Source organism: Kutzneria chonburiensis, assembly GCF_028622115.1.
GTDB classification, from domain to species: domain Bacteria; phylum Actinomycetota; class Actinomycetes; order Mycobacteriales; family Pseudonocardiaceae; genus Kutzneria; species Kutzneria chonburiensis.
Genome location: NZ_CP097263.1, coordinates 10,273,166 through 10,292,509, shown reverse-complemented (window position 1 = coordinate 10,292,509; position 19,344 = coordinate 10,273,166). Strand labels below are relative to the sequence as shown.

The 19,344-nt window shown below is 69.9% G+C and carries 17 protein-coding genes; 9 read left to right on the top strand and 8 right to left on the bottom strand.

Annotation, left to right across the window (positions count from 1 at the left end):
- Both M3Q35_RS47890 and M3Q35_RS47885 read right to left on the bottom strand, forming a co-directional pair.
- Complete coding sequence (locus M3Q35_RS47890) at nt 1–663, bottom strand: SDR family oxidoreductase (protein ID WP_273939315.1); 663 nt, start codon at nt 661–663, stop codon at nt 1–3.
- 1 nt (nt 664) lies between these two features.
- A complete protein-coding gene (locus M3Q35_RS47885) occupies nt 665–1,543 on the bottom strand; it encodes a DUF427 domain-containing protein (protein WP_273939313.1) in 879 nt (292 codons plus the stop codon).
- Nucleotides 1,544–1,636: 93 nt separating this feature from the next.
- On the opposite strand from M3Q35_RS47885, the gene M3Q35_RS47880 reads away from it, so the two are divergent.
- Together M3Q35_RS47880 and M3Q35_RS47875 are read left to right on the top strand one after the other, a co-directional pair.
- A complete protein-coding gene (locus tag M3Q35_RS47880; RefSeq protein WP_273939311.1) occupies nt 1,637–2,131 on the top strand; it encodes a CGNR zinc finger domain-containing protein in 495 nt (164 codons plus the stop codon).
- A gap of 14 nt (nt 2,132–2,145) precedes the next feature.
- Nucleotides 2,146–3,882, top strand: coding sequence for an MOSC and FAD-binding oxidoreductase domain-containing protein (locus tag M3Q35_RS47875; RefSeq protein WP_273939310.1), 1,737 nt, complete (start codon nt 2,146–2,148; stop codon nt 3,880–3,882).
- A gap of 796 nt (nt 3,883–4,678) precedes the next feature.
- Here the strand turns inward: M3Q35_RS47875 and M3Q35_RS47870 are convergent.
- Entirely contained in the window at nt 4,679–6,925 is a 2,247-nt protein-coding gene (locus M3Q35_RS47870) for a glycoside hydrolase family 3 C-terminal domain-containing protein (protein ID WP_273939309.1), read from the bottom strand.
- A 188-nt stretch (nt 6,926–7,113) separates the two neighbouring features.
- Here M3Q35_RS47870 and M3Q35_RS47865 point away from each other — a divergent pair, with 188 nt between their 5' ends.
- Nucleotides 7,114–8,097: a LacI family DNA-binding transcriptional regulator gene (locus M3Q35_RS47865; RefSeq protein ID WP_273939308.1), complete on the top strand. Its 984-nt coding sequence runs from the start codon at nt 7,114–7,116 to the stop codon at nt 8,095–8,097.
- Between the two features lie 78 nt (nt 8,098–8,175).
- Nucleotides 8,176–8,994, top strand: a complete 819-nt coding sequence (locus M3Q35_RS47860; RefSeq protein WP_273939307.1) for a hypothetical protein — start codon at nt 8,176–8,178, stop codon at nt 8,992–8,994.
- Nucleotides 8,995–9,108: 114 nt separating this feature from the next.
- Here the strand turns inward: M3Q35_RS47860 and M3Q35_RS47855 are convergent, their stop codons facing one another.
- On the bottom strand, nt 9,109–9,894 hold the full coding sequence (locus M3Q35_RS47855) for a hypothetical protein (RefSeq protein WP_273939306.1): 786 nt from the start codon (nt 9,892–9,894) through the stop codon (nt 9,109–9,111).
- Nucleotides 9,895–9,962: 68 nt separating this feature from the next.
- Complete coding sequence (locus M3Q35_RS47850) at nt 9,963–11,957, bottom strand: ATP-binding protein (protein ID WP_273939305.1); 1,995 nt, start codon at nt 11,955–11,957, stop codon at nt 9,963–9,965.
- 66 nt (nt 11,958–12,023) lie between these two features.
- Between M3Q35_RS47850 and argG the strand changes: the two genes are divergently transcribed.
- Nucleotides 12,024–13,490: an argininosuccinate synthase gene (gene argG / locus M3Q35_RS47845; protein ID WP_273939304.1), complete on the top strand. Its 1,467-nt coding sequence runs from the start codon at nt 12,024–12,026 to the stop codon at nt 13,488–13,490.
- 4 nt (nt 13,491–13,494) lie between these two features.
- Here argG and M3Q35_RS47840 read toward each other — a convergent pair whose 3' ends face one another.
- The gene (locus M3Q35_RS47840; RefSeq protein ID WP_273939303.1) at nt 13,495–14,271 is read right to left on the bottom strand and encodes an alpha/beta fold hydrolase; all 777 of its coding nucleotides are present in this window, start codon (nt 14,269–14,271) and stop codon (nt 13,495–13,497) included.
- Nucleotides 14,272–14,316: 45 nt separating this feature from the next.
- Nucleotides 14,317–14,781 carry an Lrp/AsnC family transcriptional regulator gene (locus M3Q35_RS47835; RefSeq protein WP_273939302.1) on the bottom strand — a complete coding sequence of 155 codons (465 nt, stop codon included), beginning with the start codon at nt 14,779–14,781 and terminating at the stop codon, nt 14,317–14,319.
- An 83-nt stretch (nt 14,782–14,864) separates the two neighbouring features.
- Here M3Q35_RS47835 and M3Q35_RS47830 point away from each other — a divergent pair, with 83 nt between their 5' ends.
- Nucleotides 14,865–16,022 (top strand): trans-sulfuration enzyme family protein, encoded by a 1,158-nt coding sequence (locus M3Q35_RS47830; RefSeq protein WP_273939300.1) that lies wholly within the window; start codon nt 14,865–14,867, stop codon nt 16,020–16,022.
- A gap of 91 nt (nt 16,023–16,113) precedes the next feature.
- Entirely contained in the window at nt 16,114–16,827 is a 714-nt protein-coding gene (locus tag M3Q35_RS47825) for a hypothetical protein (protein ID WP_273939299.1), read from the top strand.
- Here the strand turns inward: M3Q35_RS47825 and M3Q35_RS47820 are convergent.
- Nucleotides 16,820–17,443 carry an ATP-grasp domain-containing protein gene (locus tag M3Q35_RS47820; RefSeq protein WP_273939298.1) on the bottom strand — a complete coding sequence of 208 codons (624 nt, stop codon included), beginning with the start codon at nt 17,441–17,443 and terminating at the stop codon, nt 16,820–16,822. The genes M3Q35_RS47825 and M3Q35_RS47820 overlap by 8 nt on opposite strands.
- A gap of 236 nt (nt 17,444–17,679) precedes the next feature.
- Here M3Q35_RS47820 and M3Q35_RS47815 point away from each other — a divergent pair, with 236 nt between their 5' ends.
- Both M3Q35_RS47815 and M3Q35_RS47810 read left to right on the top strand, forming a co-directional pair.
- A complete protein-coding gene (locus tag M3Q35_RS47815) occupies nt 17,680–18,252 on the top strand; it encodes a GNAT family N-acetyltransferase (protein WP_273939297.1) in 573 nt (190 codons plus the stop codon).
- Nucleotides 18,253–18,298: 46 nt separating this feature from the next.
- On the top strand, nt 18,299–19,300 hold the full coding sequence (locus M3Q35_RS47810; RefSeq protein ID WP_273944743.1) for an LLM class flavin-dependent oxidoreductase: 1,002 nt from the start codon (nt 18,299–18,301) through the stop codon (nt 19,298–19,300).
- The last annotated feature ends 44 nt before the right edge of the window (nt 19,301–19,344 follow it).

Genomic DNA, 19,344 nt, shown 5'->3' with positions numbered 1-19,344 from the left:
TCAGACGAGAGGTTCGCCACCGTCGACGGCCAGCGAGACGCCGGTCATGAAGGTGGAGTCGAGTGCGAACAAGACGGCACGGGCGATGTCTTCGGCGGCGCCGATGCGACGGACCGGATTCGTGGCCGAGCGGGCGGCGAACAGGTCGGCCTTGGCGGCGTCGCCGAGCGCGTCGTAGGCCCCGGTGTCGATGGTGCCGGGCGACACGGCGTTGACGCGAAGCGGCGCGAGCTCAACGGCCAGGCCACGCACAAGGGCGTCGAGGGCGGCATTCGTACCGCCGACGGCGAGCATGCCGGGCATCGCCTTGCGCGCGGAAGCGCCGGACAGGAACACGAACGAGCCGTCGGGCGGCATCATCGGCGCGAAGTGCTTGGCCAGGAAGATCGGCGCGATCGCCTTGACGGTGAACGAAGCCAGCACGGCCTCCGGCGTCAGGGTCTCGACCGATCCCCGAGCCCGGGCCGATGCGGTCGACACGACGTGGTCGACACGGCCGAGCCGCGAGGCCAGCGCGGCAATGCTGGCCTCGTCGGCCACATCGACTTCATCCCGTCCGGCAACAACAACCTTTGCCCCAGCTGCCGTAGCGGCGGCGACGACGGCCCGGGCGATGCCGCTGCTGCGGCCGATCACCAGCACGGTGCGGTTCTCCAGCGACATGTCAGTTCCCCTTCAGTTCTTCCGGGTCAAGGCCACGGTCGATGCCGTGCGGGACAACGGTTTGCCCGGGCTCCAGGGACAGCTTCCGGCCGTCCAGCCAGACGTCCACGACGTCCGGCTCGAACGAGATCCAGCCGGACACGGCCCCGACCTCCGGCCACGCCTCGGCGTAGCCCCAGGCGGCGCGACGCCGCGTGCCGATGTCGTAGTAGCTGGCCAAACCCTTGTACGGGCAGAAGGTCTCGCCCTCGACCGGCGTCAGCGCCGCCAGATCGATGTCCTCACGCGGCACGTACCACCGCGGGGCGAAGCCGGATTCGTACAGCGCCAGCGGGTGATGCGTGTCGGCAACCACACGATCACCTTCGCGCACAACAAGATGCCGCGAGGTCTTGCGGATGTCGACCCGGTGGTACATGTCGGCGGCGTGCCCGACGATCCGCTCGTCCTCCTCATAGAAGGCATCCATGGCCCGCCACGCGAAGGCGACCCGGTCCCGCAGGATCGCCGCGTGGGCCGGCAGCTCGCTGAACTGCCACGCCGCATGCGCGGTGCCGTTCACCGAAAACCACGCGGTGGCCCCGAGATCCTTGTGCTTGGTCGTCCTGGTCTCCAGCTCCAGGACACCTTCCGCCACATCGGACAACGGGAAGTACGCCACCGGGTAACGCCCCGGCTCGTGCAACAGCACGACATCCTCGCTGTCAGCCACCCAGTGTTTTTCTTTCCCACCCGCCAGCCCGACGGTACCCCCGAGCTGCACCCGCATCCGCCGGCGCAGCGGCTCCGCGAACAGCAGCCGCTCGGGCAGCGGCTCGGGCGTCAGGAACTGCCCGACCGCCTTGCCGCCCAGCGGCCCTTGCTGCCATGCCAACCCCATGACTCCGCCTCTCTAACTGTTAAACTCAACTTGACAGGTTAGAGTTGAGCATGGTCTGATATAACCTGTCAAGGGCGAGATTGGAGGTTAGAGATGACGGACGAGACCCTGCTGCTGGACCTGCTGAACACCACGCCGGTCGTCGAGGGCACGCAGCGCGATGTCCTGGCCGACGCCGAAGCGGGCAATGATTGGCTGGTAGAACACGGCCAACACGCAACAAGTGACGAGTGGCGAGCACTGATTGAGGCACGAAACGCTCTTCAAGACGTTGTTCGCGGGCATACGACGCCCCAAGCCCTACGCCCGTTCGTCGACGGCATCGCCTACCGTGCGTCACTGACCGATGAGGGCATCGCGTGGGACGCCGACCTGCCGGCGGGCCGGACCGCCGCCGCACGGGCCGTGCTGGCCTGGGACAAGCTGCGCACCGACAGCCCGGGCCGGCTGCGCCCGTGCGCCAACCCGGAGTGCCGGCTGTTCCTGATCGACCACAGCAAGCCGAACAGCGCCCGCTGGTGCTCGATGGCCGTGTGCGGCAACCGGATGAAGGCCCGCCGGCACTACCAGCGCAGCCGCCAGGGCTGAGGAAGGGGACCACCGTGGCTCGCCTGCTGTCACTGAACGTCGGACTGCCCAAGGACGTGCCCTGGCAGGGCCGGACCGTGCACACCGGCATCTTCAAGAACCCGGTCGAGGGCCCGCGGATGGCCCGCACGCTCAACATCGACGGCGACGGCCAGGGCGACCTCGGCGGCCACGGCGGCGAGCAGCGGGCCGTCATGGTCTACCAGCGGCAGTCCTACGACTACTGGCGCGATCAGCTCGGCCGGGACGACCTGGAGTACGGCAACTTCGGCGAGAACTTCACCGTGGACGGGCTACTGGACGACGAGGTGCACATCGGCGACCGGTACCGCATCGGCGACGCCGAGTTCGAGGTCACGCAGCCCCGTGTGACCTGCTTCCGGGTCGCGATGCGGCTCAACGAGCCGGAGATGCCGTCGCTGCTGGTCGCCCGGCACCGGCCCGGCTTCTACTTCCGGGTGATCCGCGAGGGCGAGGTGCGCGCCGGCGACGAGATCATGCGCACGGCCGTCGGCCGGCACGAGCTGAGCGTAGCCGACATCGATGCCCTGCTGTACCTGCCGCATCGCGATGTCGTACAGCTGCGCAAGGCCGTTGACATCCCGGCGCTGAGCCCCGGCTGGCAGGGTTCGTTCCGAGATCTGTTGCAGGCCAAGGAATCCGTGGTCGAGGCCTGGCTGGGTTTCCGGGCGCTGCGGGTGTCGCGGATCGTGCCGGAGAGCACGACCATCGCGTCCATCTATCTGTCCACATCGGACGGTGTAAAGCTTCCCAAGCCGTTGCCGGGCCAGTACTTGACGGTACGGGCCGATGCTCAGGTGCGGAGCTACTCGCTGTCGGCGGCGAGCGACGCTGAGTACCGGATCAGCGTCAAACGCGACGGTGCCGTGAGCACCTTCCTGCACACCAAGCTGCACGAAGGCGACACACTCGACGTCGCCGCGCCACGCGGCGATTTCACGTTGCAGGACAGCGACTCCCCGGTGGTACTACTGTCGGCTGGCGTCGGCATCACGCCCGTGCTGGCAATGTTGCGCGCCCTCAAGGGAAGTCGGCGCGAGGTGTGGTGGCTGCACACCGCCCGATCCGCCGCCGAACACGCCTTCGCCGACGAAGCCCACGAGCGGCTGGCCGATCTCAATGCCCACGAGCACGTCTACTACACATCCGCCGGAAATCGCCTGAACGCCAGGGCAATCTCAGCGTTGAACCTACCCGCCAACACATCTGCCTACCTGTGCGGCCCGGCCGGCTTCAAGGACGACATGACGGTGGCACTGAAGGAAATCGGCATCACCGATGTCCACACGGAACTGTTCGGCGCGCTGCCGTCGATCAACCCCGGCATCGTCGGCGCAGCAACGACAACGCCGCACCAGCCGGCCGGCGAACCCGGCACGGGACCGCGGATCACCTTCGCCCGCAGCGGTATCACCGTCCCGTGGCGTGAGGACTTCGACAATCTGCTGGAGATCGCCGAAGCCTGCGACGTGCCGACCCGCTGGTCCTGCCGCACCGGCGTCTGCCACACGTGCGTGACACCCGTGCTGTCCGGCGAAGTCCGATACCGCCCGGAACCCTTGAGCCGCCGGCAGCGGGCCAGGCGCTGGTGTGCTGCTCACGCCCCGCCGACGACCTGGTGCTGGATCTCTAAGCCGGCCACCAGGTTCTTGGCCACGGTCGTGATGACCTTGGTCGCGCCGCCGAAACCGGGGGCCAGCGGCTGCTGGCTCAGCGCCACCACGACATAACGGTGATCCTCGCCGACGACGCCGGTGGTGTGCACGTCCCACTCCGGACGGCAGCAGGCCCACGCCTGCTTGGCCCACCACTCGCCGTCGGGCAGCGCCGCCGTGATGCCGAAGTCCTGGTTGGTGCCGTCGGCCGCGCGTGGCGTGGTGGCGAGGTCGTTGAGCAGCACATTCCGTTGCCCGGCCGGCATTTTCTTGACGATGTACTGGTAGATGCGGACCACGTCGGCCGCGGTCGTGGTCATGTCGCCCCACCGGCCCGGGTCACGCGGCGGCGTCGTCGCCCTGAGCCCCATGGACCGGATCGCGCGGGTGACGATCTGCGGGCCGCCGTCGGCCGTCCACAGCTGGTTGGCCGTGGTGTCGTCGCTGGTCGACAGCATGCGCTGGACCCGGGGCAGGTTGTCGCCGGTCAGCCGGCCGGCCGCGGCCAGGTCGGTGGCGATCAGCAGCTTGGTCAGCGACTCGGCCGCGAACTGCCGGTTCTCGTTCGACTGGCTCACCAGTACGTTGTCGCGCAGGTCGAACACGGCCGTCGCGAGCTGGATGTTCGCCGGCAGCCCGGTGCTCGTCGTCACCGGCGGCGGAGGGGGCGGCAAAGCCGTTGTCGTCGTCGTCGGAGGCGGTGGCGCGGGCTGCTGTTGCGCGGCGCTCACCTCGCCCGTGTCCACGCTCTGGATCACGAAAACCACCGCGACCAGGGCAGCGACCGCGACGCCGATGACCGTCACCGGTTCGGTCAGATCGCGTCGTCGTTGCCTCACGGTGATGAGTACGCGGGACGCGGCGGAAAGGGTCAGCCGAACATCAGACGACCGGCCCTTACCCCCGGCTGGGTGAACACCGCGAACACGTCACGGATCCCTGGCGCTTCACCGGTGATCGGCGCGGTGTGCGTGCCCGCGCCCGGCGGCACGGCCAGCACGCCGATCAGCGGGCCCTTCGGGTCGTCCAGGTGCAGGCCGACATACAGCGGCACCCGCGTGGGATTGACCGCCTCCAGGCTCCACGTGCGACAGCCGGCCGGGTCGCAGCCACGGAAGGCCAGCCACGACCGCTGCCCGGTCGCGGCCATCGCCGGGCCGTCGACCAGCACCATGCCGGCGGTCTCGTCGGCCCTGGTGCACAGCAGCGACGCGCCGGCCAGCGGCCGGATCGGGATGTCCCGGCCGGTGGTGCCGAACCGCGCCGTCTGGCCGCCGACCAGGACCTCGTGGGTGGCCGTCTCCAGCACCCAGGCCTGGCTCGTGACGTCGAAGAACGACACGTCGTCGGCGGTCAGCGCGAACGTGACGGTCCGCGAAGTCCTTGCCGGCACGGTGATTCGGGTGAAGTGCCGCAACTGCCGGACCGGTTGGCGCACGCGGGACGTGAGCTGCCGGGTGTAGAGCTGCACGACCTCGTCACCGTCGCGGAAGCCGGTGTTGTGCACGCGGACCGACACCGTGATCCGGCCGTCGGCCGCGAGGTCTCGGCTGCTGAGCACCGGCCGGTCGTAGCGGAAGGTGGTGTAGCTCAGGCCGTGGCCGAACGGGAACAGCGGCTCGCCCTGCTGGTCCAGGTACGTGTCGAACGCGGTGTCCATGGCGCGGTACCAGGTCTGCGGCAGTCGGCCGGCCGGTGAGCGCACGCCGAAAAGCACATCGGCCATGGCGACGTCGCTCTGTTCTCCCCTCGTGCTCCACAGGATGCCGCCGACGTTGGCTTCGGCCCAGTCCAGCGCGTACGGGTGGCTGCTCAGCACGGCCAACACCGTGTTCGGGTTGGCCGCCCGCACGGCCCGCAGCGTGCGCTCCTGTTGCGCCGGCAGCAACAGGTTCTCCCGGTCGCGACGGTCTTCCGGGTCGTTGCCGACCACCATGAGCACCACGTCCGCCGCCGCGGCCGCCGCGGCCGAGTCGGCGGCACCGTCGGAGACCGGCTCCCACAGCATGTTCTCCAGCGTCATTGTCTGTCCATTGCGGACATGACGCAGCGAGACCGTGCCGTCGTTCGCCGGCACCACATCCATCGCCTGGCGGCAAACATTGTTGCGCAGCTCGAACACGTGCCGAGACCACTCGATGGCGTCGAAGACATCGTTGCCGCCGCTCGGCACGGCCAGCTCGAGCTCATCACCGACGGCGACCAGGCAGCGGCGGCTGTCGGCCTCGCGCAGCCGCACCCGGTCGTAGCCACCGGTCACGGTCACGGTCCCGCCGGCCGCGGTGACCAGACGCTCGACCGCAGCCGGCAGACCACACGAACCGCCCGGATGCACGATGGCGACCCGTATTCCGGGGCCGACGAGCAGCGGCAGCAGGCCGTCGTTGCGCAGCAGCACCACGGCCTCGCGGGCCACGGCGAGCTCCAGCCCGTCGTGATCACGACCGGAGGCCACGCCCGTCCGGCCGAACAGCGCGTCGAGCCGAGCCGTGGCCGCGTCGATCTCCGCCGCCGTGATGCTGCCGTCGGCCTCCGCTGCCACGAGTTCGTCCAAGACATGGCCGACAAAGCCGTCGGCACCGGCCCGCATCGCCGGCACGACTGGGCCGCCGGTGGTGAGCACCGGCGCACAGCCGTCGCTCCACGGGCGGATGCCCTCCTCGATCAGCAGCCGGGTCATCATCGGCGAGTCGTCGAACATGTGCCGCGGCAGCACCAGGCCGCGCGCCCCGCCGATCTCGAACACCGCTCGGTAGACCGGTAGTTCCCGTTCGTTGAGCGCCCGCGCGCTGAAGCCGTACCGGCCGCCGAAGCAGGCCACCTCGTCGAAGTCGGTGATCACCGGCGTGCAGCCGCCGCTCATGCCGAACAGGTGGGCGGCGGCCAGCCGGGCCGCGAGCAGCGGGTCCTCGGCGTAGCCGAGCTCGTTGCGGCCCAGCCGGGGATCGCGGAGTGCCTGGTCCAGTTGGACGCCGACGACCTGGCCCGCATGGCGGTCGCCGAAGGCGGCGCCGACGCGCCGGGCCAGTTCGGGGTTCCAGGTCGCGCCCAGCCGTAGCGGCGCAACGGTCGGCACGGGTGTGTCGATCGGCGGCCGGACCAGGTCGCGCAGAGCCATGGGACCTCTCGAACAACCGAGCGACCTTCGGCTTCGCAGTCGCGGGAACTCACCCAACCACCCCGGCGGCGACCGGTCAAGCCGCTGGTCTGAACCATTTTCCGTTGTCCCACAGGAAGATCAGGCGGTTCGACAGTTTCGAGGCGATCATGCTTGCGATTAAATGAAACGTCAACTAACTTCTGGCCGTGGCGACCATTCACGACGTCGCGCGGGCCGCCGGGGTGGCGCCGAGCACGGTGTCCTATGTGATCAGCGGAAAACGGACCGTGTCGGCCGCGACCCGAAGACGGGTGCAGCAGCAGATCCGACTGCTCGGCTACCGGCCGCGGGCCACCGAACCGGTCGGCCGCAGCGACCTGCTCGCACTGCTGGCCCCGCAGCGGCCCGGCATCGACACGCCGACGATCATGCGGTTCACCGCGGCGGCCACCATCGCCGCCCGCGCGCACGGGCTGGACCTGTTGCTGCTGACCAAGGACGGCGATCCCGGCGAACTACGCGACGCGGTCATCGGCTCGCTGGCCGACGGCGTGATCGCCCTCGACGTGACCGCCACCGACGACCGGGTGCCGATGCTCACCGCGCTTGACCGGCCGACAGTTCTACTCGGCGTGCCGGATCACCCCAACGCGATCACCTGTCTGGACCTGGATTTCGCGGCGGCCGCCATGCTCTGCATCGACCATCTGGCCGATCTCGGGCACCAGCGGATCGGGCTCATCGGGCCGGCCGCCGCCGTCCACGCACGTGGTGTCAGCAACGCAAACCGGTTTCGCCAAGGGTTTTTCGACAGTTCGACCCGCCGCGGAGTTCGTGCCGTGTTCAGTGCCTATGACGGCTTGTGCCTCGACCGGCTCCTCGGCGACGGCGTCACCGCGGTGGTGATCCAGAACGAGGCCGCCGTCACGCCGGTGATGCAGGACCTCGGCCGGCGCGGACTCGTTGTGCCGCAGGACATCTCCGTGATCGCGGTCGGCCCGCACGGCGGCGATCCCTGCACCCTGACCACCGTCGAGGTGCCGGCCGCGCAGCTCGGCGAGCTCGCCGTGGAGATGGTCGTCGACCGGTTGGACGGCTCGGCGGCCCCGGAGATCCGCCTGCTGCCGCCCCGGCTGGCCGTGCGGGCGAGCACGTCTACTGTGGACCGAACCGTCGAATCAGTCGAATAACCGAAACCCTTGAACCGGAGTCGTTTCCGGCCACGTAGACGGGATCGGGGCGTGGTCGACAGCGACAGGAGCGGATCAATGAGGATGAGTTACGCGGCGGTTCCGCGGAAGTTCCGGGTCGCGGCAGTAGCGCTCGGGGCGGCCGCCGTGCTCGGCGGCGCGGTGGTCGTGGCCACTCACGACGGCTCCGCCAACGCCGCCACGGCGGCGGCCACGATCGTCTGCCCGTCGGTCAAGGACAAGCTGCCGGCCATTCCGGCCGCATCGCAGGCCGAGGTGACGCGGAACCTGGCCCTGCTGGACACCCAGATCGCCGAGGCCAACAAACGGCTGATCACGACGAAGGGCCAGGGCGGGCCGAACTTCGTGAACAACGCCATTCTCGGGCCGCTGAAGGACAAGCGGATATCGACCATCGACCGCATCGCCATCTCGATCGGCCGGCACGCCGCCAAACCGACGGGCCTGGACGCCCTCGCGCCGTGCAGCCTTGGCGGATCCGGCGGTTCTGGGGGTTCCGGCGGTTCGGGCGGCGCCGGAACCCCGGCCCCGGTGACGACCTCGGCGCAGAGCTCGGCGGGAGGTGCCGCGGGAGGTGCGGCGCCGACCGTCAACTGCCCGTCGGTGCAGGACAAGCTGCCGGCGGTGCCGGCCGCCGCGCAGGCCGGCGTGACCGCCGAGCTGGCCAACCTGAACAAGGAGATCGCCGAGGCGAACAACCGGCTCATCACCTCGCGGGGCCAGGGCGGGCCGAACTTCATCAACAACGCCATTCTCGGGCCGCTGAAGGACAAGCGGATCGCGGTGCTGGACCGGATCGCCATCGACATCGGCCGGGTGACCGGGTCCAAGCCGGCCGGTCTTGACGCCCTGGCGGCCTGCACGCTCAACGGCTGATCTCGGGGACAGGCAGCCGCTGAGGACCAGCGCCGGCACGGTGACACCGTGCCGGCGCTGGTGATCGCCGCGAGCACCGGCCCGCGTACCAGGTCGGGCTGGATGCTCCGCGGCTCACCGGAGTTCTTGCTGGCCCAACACGGCACAACGCAGGTCGATGTCCTGGGCCAGCTCCGGCGGACGTCCTGACAGGACCGCGCCGACGGCGACCAGGAAGACCCGCGTGACGGCGTCGCTACCCTTCTTCATCTGCGGGGACTGGAACAGCAGGTACTGCGCGGCCGGCCAATCCCCCTTGTCGGCCAGGAGTTCCAGGGCACTGGTGAACATCAGCTCCCGCGCGGAGTCGTCGGCAGTGACGGCGTAGCACGGGTCACCGCCGGTCTCGACCTGGCTGGTGTCCTTGCCGCGACGGGCCAGCCGGGCTATCAGCGCATCGCCGATGCGGGCCGCCGCCGCGCCGCGAACCAGGCGGTTGCCGGTGATCGTGCGACCGTCGGGCAGGACAACGGGATTGAGCAGGACGTCGCCGCTGTTGCCCTCACGGGCGAAGCGCTCGTGCACTGCCTGTCCATAGTGGAGCATGATGCGATGCGCCGGAGTCTCCACGCCGCCGCGGAAAGTCCGGGTCGCTGGATCCCACTCCGCGCCGTGACGGAGTCGGCCGGTATAGCCGAGGCGGTCGTAGTTCGGACCACCTTCGGCCAGCGGCGTCACGAAACGGCTGGCGTCAAGGGGAAGCCCCTGCCCTATCCGACCCGGAGCCCTTGAGGCGAGTTCGTATCGCCAGCGAATCAGGTCGGCATACAGAGCCCGCAGGGCATGAACGTCCATAGTGGACTCAAGCCGTCTTCGAGCAGCCTCGGCGGCGATGGCCTGCTCGGCAGCGAAGGCACGCACCCTTGTCGACTCCGCCGGATCGCGCGAGCGTAAGGCCAGGTCTGGTGTGGGAAAGCAGGCGGCGGTGATCACCGCTTGTCCAGCCGGGCCCGAACACGGTCGACATCGGCGTCGCGCTGCTGACTCTCGTACAGGGCCAGGGCTGCTTCCCACGCCGGCCGGGCATGCTCGGTATCGCCCAGCGAGGCACGGCATTCGGCCAGCCGGTCGAAGGTCTCGGCCAGGTGGTAGGCGTGCCGGCCGTCGAACAGCGCCAGGGCCCGCTCGTAGTGTTGGACGGCCACCTCGGGCCGTCCGGACCGCTGCTCGATGTGCCCGAGCCCGTCCAACGCGGTCGCCTCGCCCTCGATATTTCCGTTGCGGCGATAGAGATCCAGCGCCGCCTCGGCGGCTTCCCTCGCTTCGGCCAGCCGACCGAGCTCGGTCTCGTAACGACCCTGAAGCTCCAGCGCGTCGGCCACGTCGACCGGCGAGTCCACCGACCGATACAACGTGGTGGCCATGGTCGCATGCGCCAGAGCACGCGGCACGTCTCCGGCCGCATGCCAGCCTCGGGCCAGCGACCGATGGGTATGCGCCTCGCCCCAGCTGTCCCCCTGGTACAGCGTCAAAGCCTCGCCCAGCAACACCAACGCGTCCTCGACCGCCCCCGTCCGCACGAGCGCGGACCCTAACAGCCGTCGCGCCAGGGCTGCCGACGAATCGTCCAAACGGTCACGCAAGGCCACGCGCCACGTGCCGGCCTGGTCCCGCACCAGCCCCTGCTGCCAGTGGAAACTGTGCATCACCCAGGCCAGCCGCCAGGCGTCGACCTGCCGTCCGCGCTCGGCCACGAACCGCTGCAACGCCAGCAGGCAGCCATGTTCGGCCTCGAACCAGGCCACCGCTGCCGCACGGTCCTCGAACCGGACGTCCGAGGAGACGTCGATGGCCGCCCGGCGCGGATCGAGCACCCGATCGGCGGCGAACCCGGTCCGCACGTAGTAACCGACAAGTCGGTCCAGCGCCTCCTCATGGTCATCCAGCCGCGACAAGGCGTACAGCCGGACCAGGTCGTGCAGCTGCCAGCGGCCGGGTGCACACTCGTCGATGAGCGAAACCCGTTGCAACGCGCGGAGAACCGGCCGCACCGGCACTGCCGTGAGTGCGGCAATCGCCTCGATGCCCGTGTGGGCGCCGGGCAACAGTCCGAGCAGCGCGAACACAGCGGCCTGCTCGGCCGAAAGGGCGTGGTAGGAGGAGGAAAGCACCGGCTCCACCCCGTCCAGCGTCGGTAGCCGGGCGTCCCGGAGCTCACGGGCGAACACCTCGATGGGGAACTCCCGATGCGCGGCCACCCAACTGGCGGCGATCCCCAACGCCAGCGGCAGCCCGGCGCAGTCGGCGACCAGGCTCCGCACCGCCGCCGGCTCGGCGTCCAACCGGTCACGTCCCCACCGCCGGGCGAACATCTCGGCGCTCTCGTCGGCGCTGAACTCCCGCATCCCGATCCGCACCGAGGCGTCCAGCGAGTCAAGCCGGTTCCGGCTGGTCACCAGCGTCACGCAGCCGGCGGTCGACGGCAGCGCGGCCCGCACGTGATCGGCGTCGCGCACGTCGTCGAACAGGAACAGCATGCGCCGGCCGGCGACCAGGCTGCGGAACCGGCCGACCTGGGCCTGGAAATCCACCGGCACCGCCGGCGCCGGCACCCCCAGCGCATCCAGCACGCAGCGCAGCACCGCCGCCGGCGGCAGGAACTGGCCGGCCGGGGCGACCCCGCGCAGGTCGACGAAGACCTGGCCGTCCGGGAACAGGGCGAGGTTGTGGTGGGCCCACCACACCGCCAGCCAGGTCTTGCCCATGCCGCCGGCCCCAACGATCAGCGCCAGCGCCGGCCCGTCGGCCTCGGCGACGGCCGTGTCCAGCGCGGCCAGCTCGGCGTCACGGCTGATGAACCAGGCGGGCACGGGCGGCAGCTGGCGCGGCACCGGGGCCGGCTCCGCCTCGAAGACGATGTTGCCGTTGACCACTCCGGCCTGCACGAACGGCGCCGACGGCGAGCCGGTGACCTTGTTCCGCATGATCCCCTCCCGGCCGTCGACCCTACCGCGTTGCATGATCATGCATCGGCGTGTATATTTCTCAGCGTGTCCAAGGTGCTCACTTCCCTCCCTGTCGGCGAACGTGTCGGGATCGCCTTCTCCGGCGGCCTCGACACCTCGGTAGCGGTCGCGTGGATGCGCGAGAAGGGTGCCGTCCCGTGCACCTACACCGCTGACATCGGCCAGTACGACGAGCCCGACATCTCGGGTGTGCCGACTCGTGCCCACCAGTACGGCGCCGAGATCGCCCGGGCCGTTGACTGCAAGGCCGCCCTGGTCGAGGAGGGGCTGGCCGCGCTGTCCTGCGGCGCGTTCCACATCCGCTCCGGTGGCCGGGCCTACTTCAACACCACGCCGCTGGGCCGCGCCGTCACCGGCACCCTGCTGGTGCGGGCCATGCTCGAGGACGACGTGCAGATCTGGGGCGACGGCTCCACGTTCAAGGGCAACGACATCGAGCGGTTCTACCGCTACGGCCTGCTGGCCAACCCGTCGCTGCGGATCTACAAGCCGTGGCTGGACGCCGACTTCGTCACCGAGCTCGGCGGCCGCAAGGAGATGTCCGAGTGGCTGGTCGCGCACGGCCTGCCCTACCGGGACAGCACCGAGAAGGCCTACTCCACCGACGCCAACATCTGGGGCGCCACCCACGAGGCCAAGTCGCTGGAGCACCTCGACACCGGCATCGAGATCGTCGACCCGATCATGGGCGTGCGGTTCTGGGACCCGGCGGTGGAGATCGCGCCCGAGGACGTGACCATCGGCTTCGAGCGGGGCCGGCCGGTGACGATCAACGGCAAGGAGTTCGGCAGCGCGGTCGACCTGGTGCTGGAGGCCAACGCCATCGGCGGCCGGCACGGCCTCGGCATGTCCGACCAGATCGAGAACCGGATCATCGAGGCCAAGAGCCGTGGCATCTACGAGGCCCCGGGCATGGCCCTGCTGCACGCCGCGTACGAGCGGCTGGTCAACGCCATCCACAACGAGGACACGGTGGCCAGCTACCACAACGAGGGCCGCCGCCTCGGCCGGCTGATGTACGAGGGCCGCTGGTTGGACCCGCAGTCGCTGATGCTGCGCGAGTCGCTGCAGCGCTGGGTCGGCATGGCCATCACCGGCGAGGTCACGCTGCGGCTGCGGCGGGGTGAGGACTACTCGATCCTCGACACCACCGGCCCGTCCTTCAGCTACCACCCGGACAAGCTGTCCATGGAGCGCACCGAGGACGCCGCGTTCGGCCCGGTGGACCGGATCGGCCAGCTCACCATGCGCAACCTGGACATCGCCGACTCCCGGGCCAAGCTGGAGCAGTACGCCGGCCTCGGCATGGTCGGCAACTCGCACCCGGCGGCGCTGGTCGGCGTGGCCCAGGCGGCGACGACCGGCCTGATCGGCGCCATGGCCGAGGGTGGGGCCGAGGCCATCGCCGCCCGCGGCGAGGCGTCCGCGCTCAGCGTGGCCGAGGAGGACGAGCTGCTCGACCTCGCGGCCATCGAGTCCGGCACGGACTGATCGTTCAGTGGCCCGGCTGATCGTGCACAGCCCGCACGATCAGCCGGGCTATTGCGTCCGGGCGCACCACGAACGACAGGTGCCCGGTCGGCAGCTCGCTCGTGACCGCGTTCATCCGCTTCGCGACAAAGCGCTGCAATTGCGGTGACGTGGTGCGGTCATTGGTCGTGACGAGATAACGCGACGGCTTTGTCCGCCAAGCCGCGACCGTGGTCCGGCCGGCGAACAGGGTCTGCGCGATTCGCCCTTGGGCGGCATAGAGCACCTTGGCTTCTTTTGTCGGCACGCCGTTCGCGAAGTCGTTGAGGAATGCCGTTTCGGTGAGGCCGCCGAAGCCGTTTTGGTAAACGATTCCGGCATTCGCCGGCGGGGTCGGGAATTGCCCGGCCAGCGCCGCGTAGTCCTCCCCTTCCGACGGGGCCCGGGCCGACAGGTAGACCAGGTTGCTGACCAGCGGGTGGTCGCCGGCCTCGGTGATCACCGCGCCGCCGTAGGAGTGGCCGACCAGGACCGTCGGGCCGTCCTGCCGGTCGAGGGCCCTTTTCGTGGCGGCGACGTCGTCGGCCAGCGAGGTCAGCGGGTTCTGCACTGACGTCACGGTCAGGCCCATGTTCTGCAGCAGCGGAATCACCTTCGCCCAGCACGAACCGTCGGCATAGGCACCGTGCACCAGAACCACATTGCCGGTCGCGCGGGGCGTGGCATCGGCAGTTCCCGCGCCGAGTGCCGCCGCCGCTGTTCCGGTGGCCAGCAGTGTCGTGAACGTGCGACGATCGATCATGACCTCGAACGTAGCCCCGCTTTCGCGGCCGAGTCCATTACCGAATCATTTCGTCTCCACCAGCCGGACGAGAGCTTCGACACCCGAACCTCGGAGTTCCCTCAGTTGCACTCGGGTGTCGGTTTCGATGACGCCGTGGTCTCGGGGCAGGGCCATGACCAGTTCATCCAATTCCGCCACGTCACGGCAGGCGACCGTGAGGGTGTAGTCCCAGCGGCCGGTCACGTGCGCCCCCGACAGCACCGCCGGCAGCGCCAGCAGCCCCGCTTCGAGCTCGCCATGATCCGGCCCCGGCCGCAGGCGGACATCGATGAACGCCTTCAGCGGCCGCCCGAGGGCACCCAGATCGAGCTCCGCATGCACCCCCGCGATCACACCGGCTTCGCTCAGCCGCCGCACCCGCTCGGCGGTGGCCGTCGGGCTCAGCCGGATCCGCGCCGCCAGGTCCCGGTAGCTCAGCCGCCCGTCCCGGATCAGCTCACCGAGGATAGTCCGGTCAATAGCGTCCATCACCGTATTATCCGCTACCGATCGTGGGTTTCGTGGCGCAGGACGCCACCAAATCCGCTCTCGTGGCCCGTAACGTCCACCGTATGAGCGACGCCAGGCCCGCCAAGTCCGCCGGATACCTCGCCCGCACCCGCCCGGTGGTGCCGCCCATCTACCAGTCGGCCACGTTCTACCTGGACGACTTGGCGTACAAGGACATCCAGGAGGGCGGGCTGCGCGAGCACTGGTACAGCCGCTTCGCCAACCCCACCGTCGACGCCACCGCCGCCGAGATCGCCGCGTTGGAGGGCGCCGAGGCCGCGTTGATGACGTCCTCCGGCATGGCCGCCATCGCCACCACGCTGCTCACCCTGCTGACCACCGCCCAGCCCCGCCGCATCGTCGCCGCCCGTCAGGTCTACGGCGACACCCGGGACCTGCTCGTGCGGGACCTGCCGGCGCTGGGCGTCGAGGTGGCCATGGTCGATGCCACCGATATCGGCGCCTGGGCCGAGGCCATCGCCGCCGCGCCGACAGCCGTCGTCTACGCCGAAACGCTGTCCAACCCCCAGCTCGACCTCACCGACCTGCCGTCGCTGGCCGAACTGGCCCACGCCGGCGGCGCGTCACTGGTGGTGGACAACACCTTCGCCACCCCCTACACGGTGAACCCGTTGCGCCACGGGGCCGACGTCGTCGTGCACTCGGCGACCAAGTTCCTCAGCGGGCACTCCGATGTCATCGCCGGCGTGGTGCTCGGTGCCGCCGACACCGTCACCGAGGTGCAGAAGCGGGTGATCACCTTCGGCGGCTGCCTCGACCCGCACGCGGCTTTCCTGGTGTGGCGCGGCATTCAGACGTTCTCCCTGCGCCTGGAACGCTCCTGCGCCACCGCGTCCCAGCTGGCCACCCGCCTCGCCGCCAACCCCGAGGTCGTCTCCGTCCGCTACCCCGCCGGCGACATCGCCGCCCGGGTCATGCGCCCCGACCGCCGCGGCGCCATGGTCGCCTTCACGGTCCGCGGCGGCGATTCCCGTGCCCTCGCCGCCATGCGCCGGCTCACCGTCGCCTCCGAAGCCACCAGCCTCGGCGGCGTGGAAACCCTGGTCAGCACCCCGTTCAACTCCTCCCACTTCTCCCTCACCCCGACGGAGCGCGTCGCCGCCCGTATCGACGACGGCATGATCCGCCTCTCCTGCGGCATCGAGGACCCCGAGGCGCTCATTGCCGACGTGGAAGCCGCTTTGGCCGCTACCGTCTGACGCCGTGTGTGTCTCTGCGGCCCTCGCCGACTTCAACGGTACGACCCTCTACGTCGGTCGTAAGACCCATCCGACACTTAGGGTCTTACATGTGCTTGGGTACCAGAACACGGCCGTCAATCTGGCCGCCGGTCCCAACGCCATGCTGCTGCACCTGCCCGCGGTCGACATGACTCCCGACAACCTCGTGCCCGTCGGCCGGGACGTCGACTTCCTCGACCGCATCGGCCGCGCCTGCGAGCCGGTGTCCGCCGACGGCGCGCTGGCGTACATGAGCGCCGAGGTCGACGTCCAGGTGTTCGAGCACGACATCTACACCATGGTGTTGGCTACCGACGCCACTCTGCTGCCGTCCGCCCTGCACCAGGTCGCGCCGCACAAGCGTCCCCACCTCGACCCCGACCTGCTGGCCTTCTACGCCGACCACTATCCGCGGCACTCGATGTTGTTGTGCTGCTTCGACAACGCCGAGGCCCAGCGGGCCAAGCCCTTGCTGCTCTGGTACTCCCCCACCGAGCCCGACCTTCTCGTCGCGCCGGCCCTCGACTGCCACAGCGGCGGCGTTCCCTCGTTCGACGTCCCCGTCCAGGTCGATCACCGCGTCGCCTTCGGCACCGACGCCGGGGGTCCCGACTGGGGCTGGGCCGTCGACTACTCCCCCGGCATGCGCCACAAGGTGCGGCAGTTCCTGCCCGACGCCGTCATCGGCGATGTCTTCCACGGGCCGCTGTCCAACGGCGATTTCGCCATCACCCACGACGACCTGCTGGCCGAGAACATCGCCGGCATCCACCGCGTCAGCTGAACAACGCCGCGATCATCTCCTCCGGAGAGACGGCCGCCGGCCGGTCGCTGACCTGCCCGTCGCCGAGCTCCACCACCCGCCACGCGGCATCGGCCCGCTGCACGACGTCGACCGTCACGAACGGCAGGCCGAGCTTGGCGACCAGCGGCTCGATCTCGGCGAGATCCGGTTGTGGGACAACGGTTTCGGGCGGCAGGTCGGGGTGCGGGCCGATGATGCGGCACTCGCCGTCGACCCACCAGGTGCGCAACTCGGGGCCGGCGAAGTCCTCGAACCGGCGCAGCACGAAGCCGCCGGTCCGCTCGTCGTCGCGCAGCTCCAGGAAACGGGCGGCGACGGCCCAGGCGGTGTCGGCGTCGGCCAGGTCGGGGATGAACGCGGCCTCGTGCCAGTAGTGCTTCATGGACTTGGTGTAGTCCCGGAGCACGGCCGGCCCGGCGGCCAGCGTGGCCCGCGCACGGTCGAAGTCCTCACGGGAAAAGCCTGTTGTCCACACGGTTTCCGGCGTGACCGTGGCGAGGGCGGCGTACCAGCCGGGCAGCTCGTGGGCCTGGCGGTACTGGGCGGCGCTGGTCCGCAGGCCGGTGAGCAGCGCGTAATGCTCGCTGCGCAGCATCCAACCGCGATAGACGGCACCGTCGACCGCCACCGAGGTGTCGCCCGGGACAGCCGGTCGTGGTCGACCAGCACAACGTCGATACCGGCGGCGCGCGCAGCGGCGGCCTCGGCCGAGAAGTGCTCGTCCGCCCGGCGCGGGCGGAGCGGGTTGGCCGGCACGATCAACGTCATGGGGCGATGGTGGCTCACAATCCCGTTTCCGCTCCAACGGTTTTGCGCCGTAAGGTCGCGGGCGTGCCTTCTCTTGTCACGCCAGCGTTGCCGGTCGGCACGCTCGCATCGCAGCCGCAGCCGGAGATCCACGCGGAGGGCCTGGTGCTCAGGCCGTGGCGGGCCGAGGACCACGCGACGGTGCTGGGGGCGTACGCGGACCCGGGGATCCAGCGCTGGCATGCCCGGACGATGACCGACGACGAAGCCCGCGCCTGGATCGAGAACTGGGAGCGGCGGTGGTGCCAGGAGACGGGGGCGGGCTGGGCGGTCACCGAGGACGACAAGGTCGCCGGCCAGATCAGCCTGCGCACGATCGACCTGCAAGAGGGCCTGGCCGAGGTGTCGTACTGGGTGCTGCCGGAGGCGAGGGGCCGTCGCACGGCCAGGCGGGCGCTGACGGCGATGTCGGCGTGGGCGTTCGGCGAGCTGGGCCTGCACCGGATCGAGGTGATGCACTCGACGCGGAACGAGGCGTCCTGCCGGGTGGCGACGGGGGCGGGTTTCGCGCTGGAAGGCACGAAGCGCAGCGAGGCGAAGCACGCGGACGGGTGGCACGACATGCACCTGCACGCCTGCGTCACATCAGATTGCTGAACTCTCAACTAACTGGGAGACTGGGGATCAGGACGACCTCTGGAGGATCCCCGTGCCGCTGCGCAAGCTCGGTTTCCTGACCATCGGCCTGTTCGACGAGGCCGACCCGCGCGCGGGGCACGAGGCCACGCTGGAGATCATCCAGCTGGGCGAGCAGCTCGGCCTGGACAGCGCCTGGGTGCGGCACCGGCACCTCCAGTTCGGCATCTCCTCCCCGGTCGCCTTCCTCGCCGCGGCGACGCAGCGGACCAGCCGCATCCAGCTCGGCACCGCGGTGATCCCGCTGGGCTGGGAGAACCCGCTGCGCCTGGCCGAAGACCTGGCCACGGTGGACGTGCTGTCCGGCGGCCGGCTCAACCCGGGCGTCAGCGTCGGCCCGCCGATGCACTACGACGACGTCAAGGACGCGCTCTACCCGGACACGCACGGCGTGGAGGACTTCAGCTACCAGCGAGTCGAACGTCTGCTGGCCGGCGTGCGCGGCGACACGGTGTCGAGGTTCAGCGGCCAGGAGGGCATCGAGCAGTTCTCGCCGCGCGTGCAGCCGCATTCCCCCGGCCTGATCGACCGCATGTGGTACGGCGGCGGCAGTGCCCGCTCGGCGCAGTGGGCCGGCGAGACCGGGATGAACTTCCTGACCAGCAACGTGGTCACGGCCACCGAGACCAGCACCGACTTCGACGAGATCCAGCTCGGCCTGATCCGCACGTACCGGAAGTTCAACCCGGAGGGCCGGGTCTCGCACGGCTTCGTGGTCATCCCGACCGACAGCGCCACCGCCGACCAGCGGGCCCGTTACGAGGAGTACGCGGCCGCGCGGGCCACCCGCTTCGGCACGCCGTTCGGGCCGCGTGGGCTGCTGTTCGCCAAGGACATCGTCGGCACCTCGGACCAGATCGCCGAGCAGCTGCACGCCAACGCGGCGTTCCGCGAGGTCGAGGAGGTGGCGTTCGCGCTGCCGTTCACCTTCGGGCACGCCGACTACATCCAGATTCTCACGGATATGGCCACAAAACTCGGTCCGGCCCTCGGCTGGACGGCCGGCTGATAGGCTGGGATCGGCAGCGCACCACGCAACAGGGAGTAACCGCC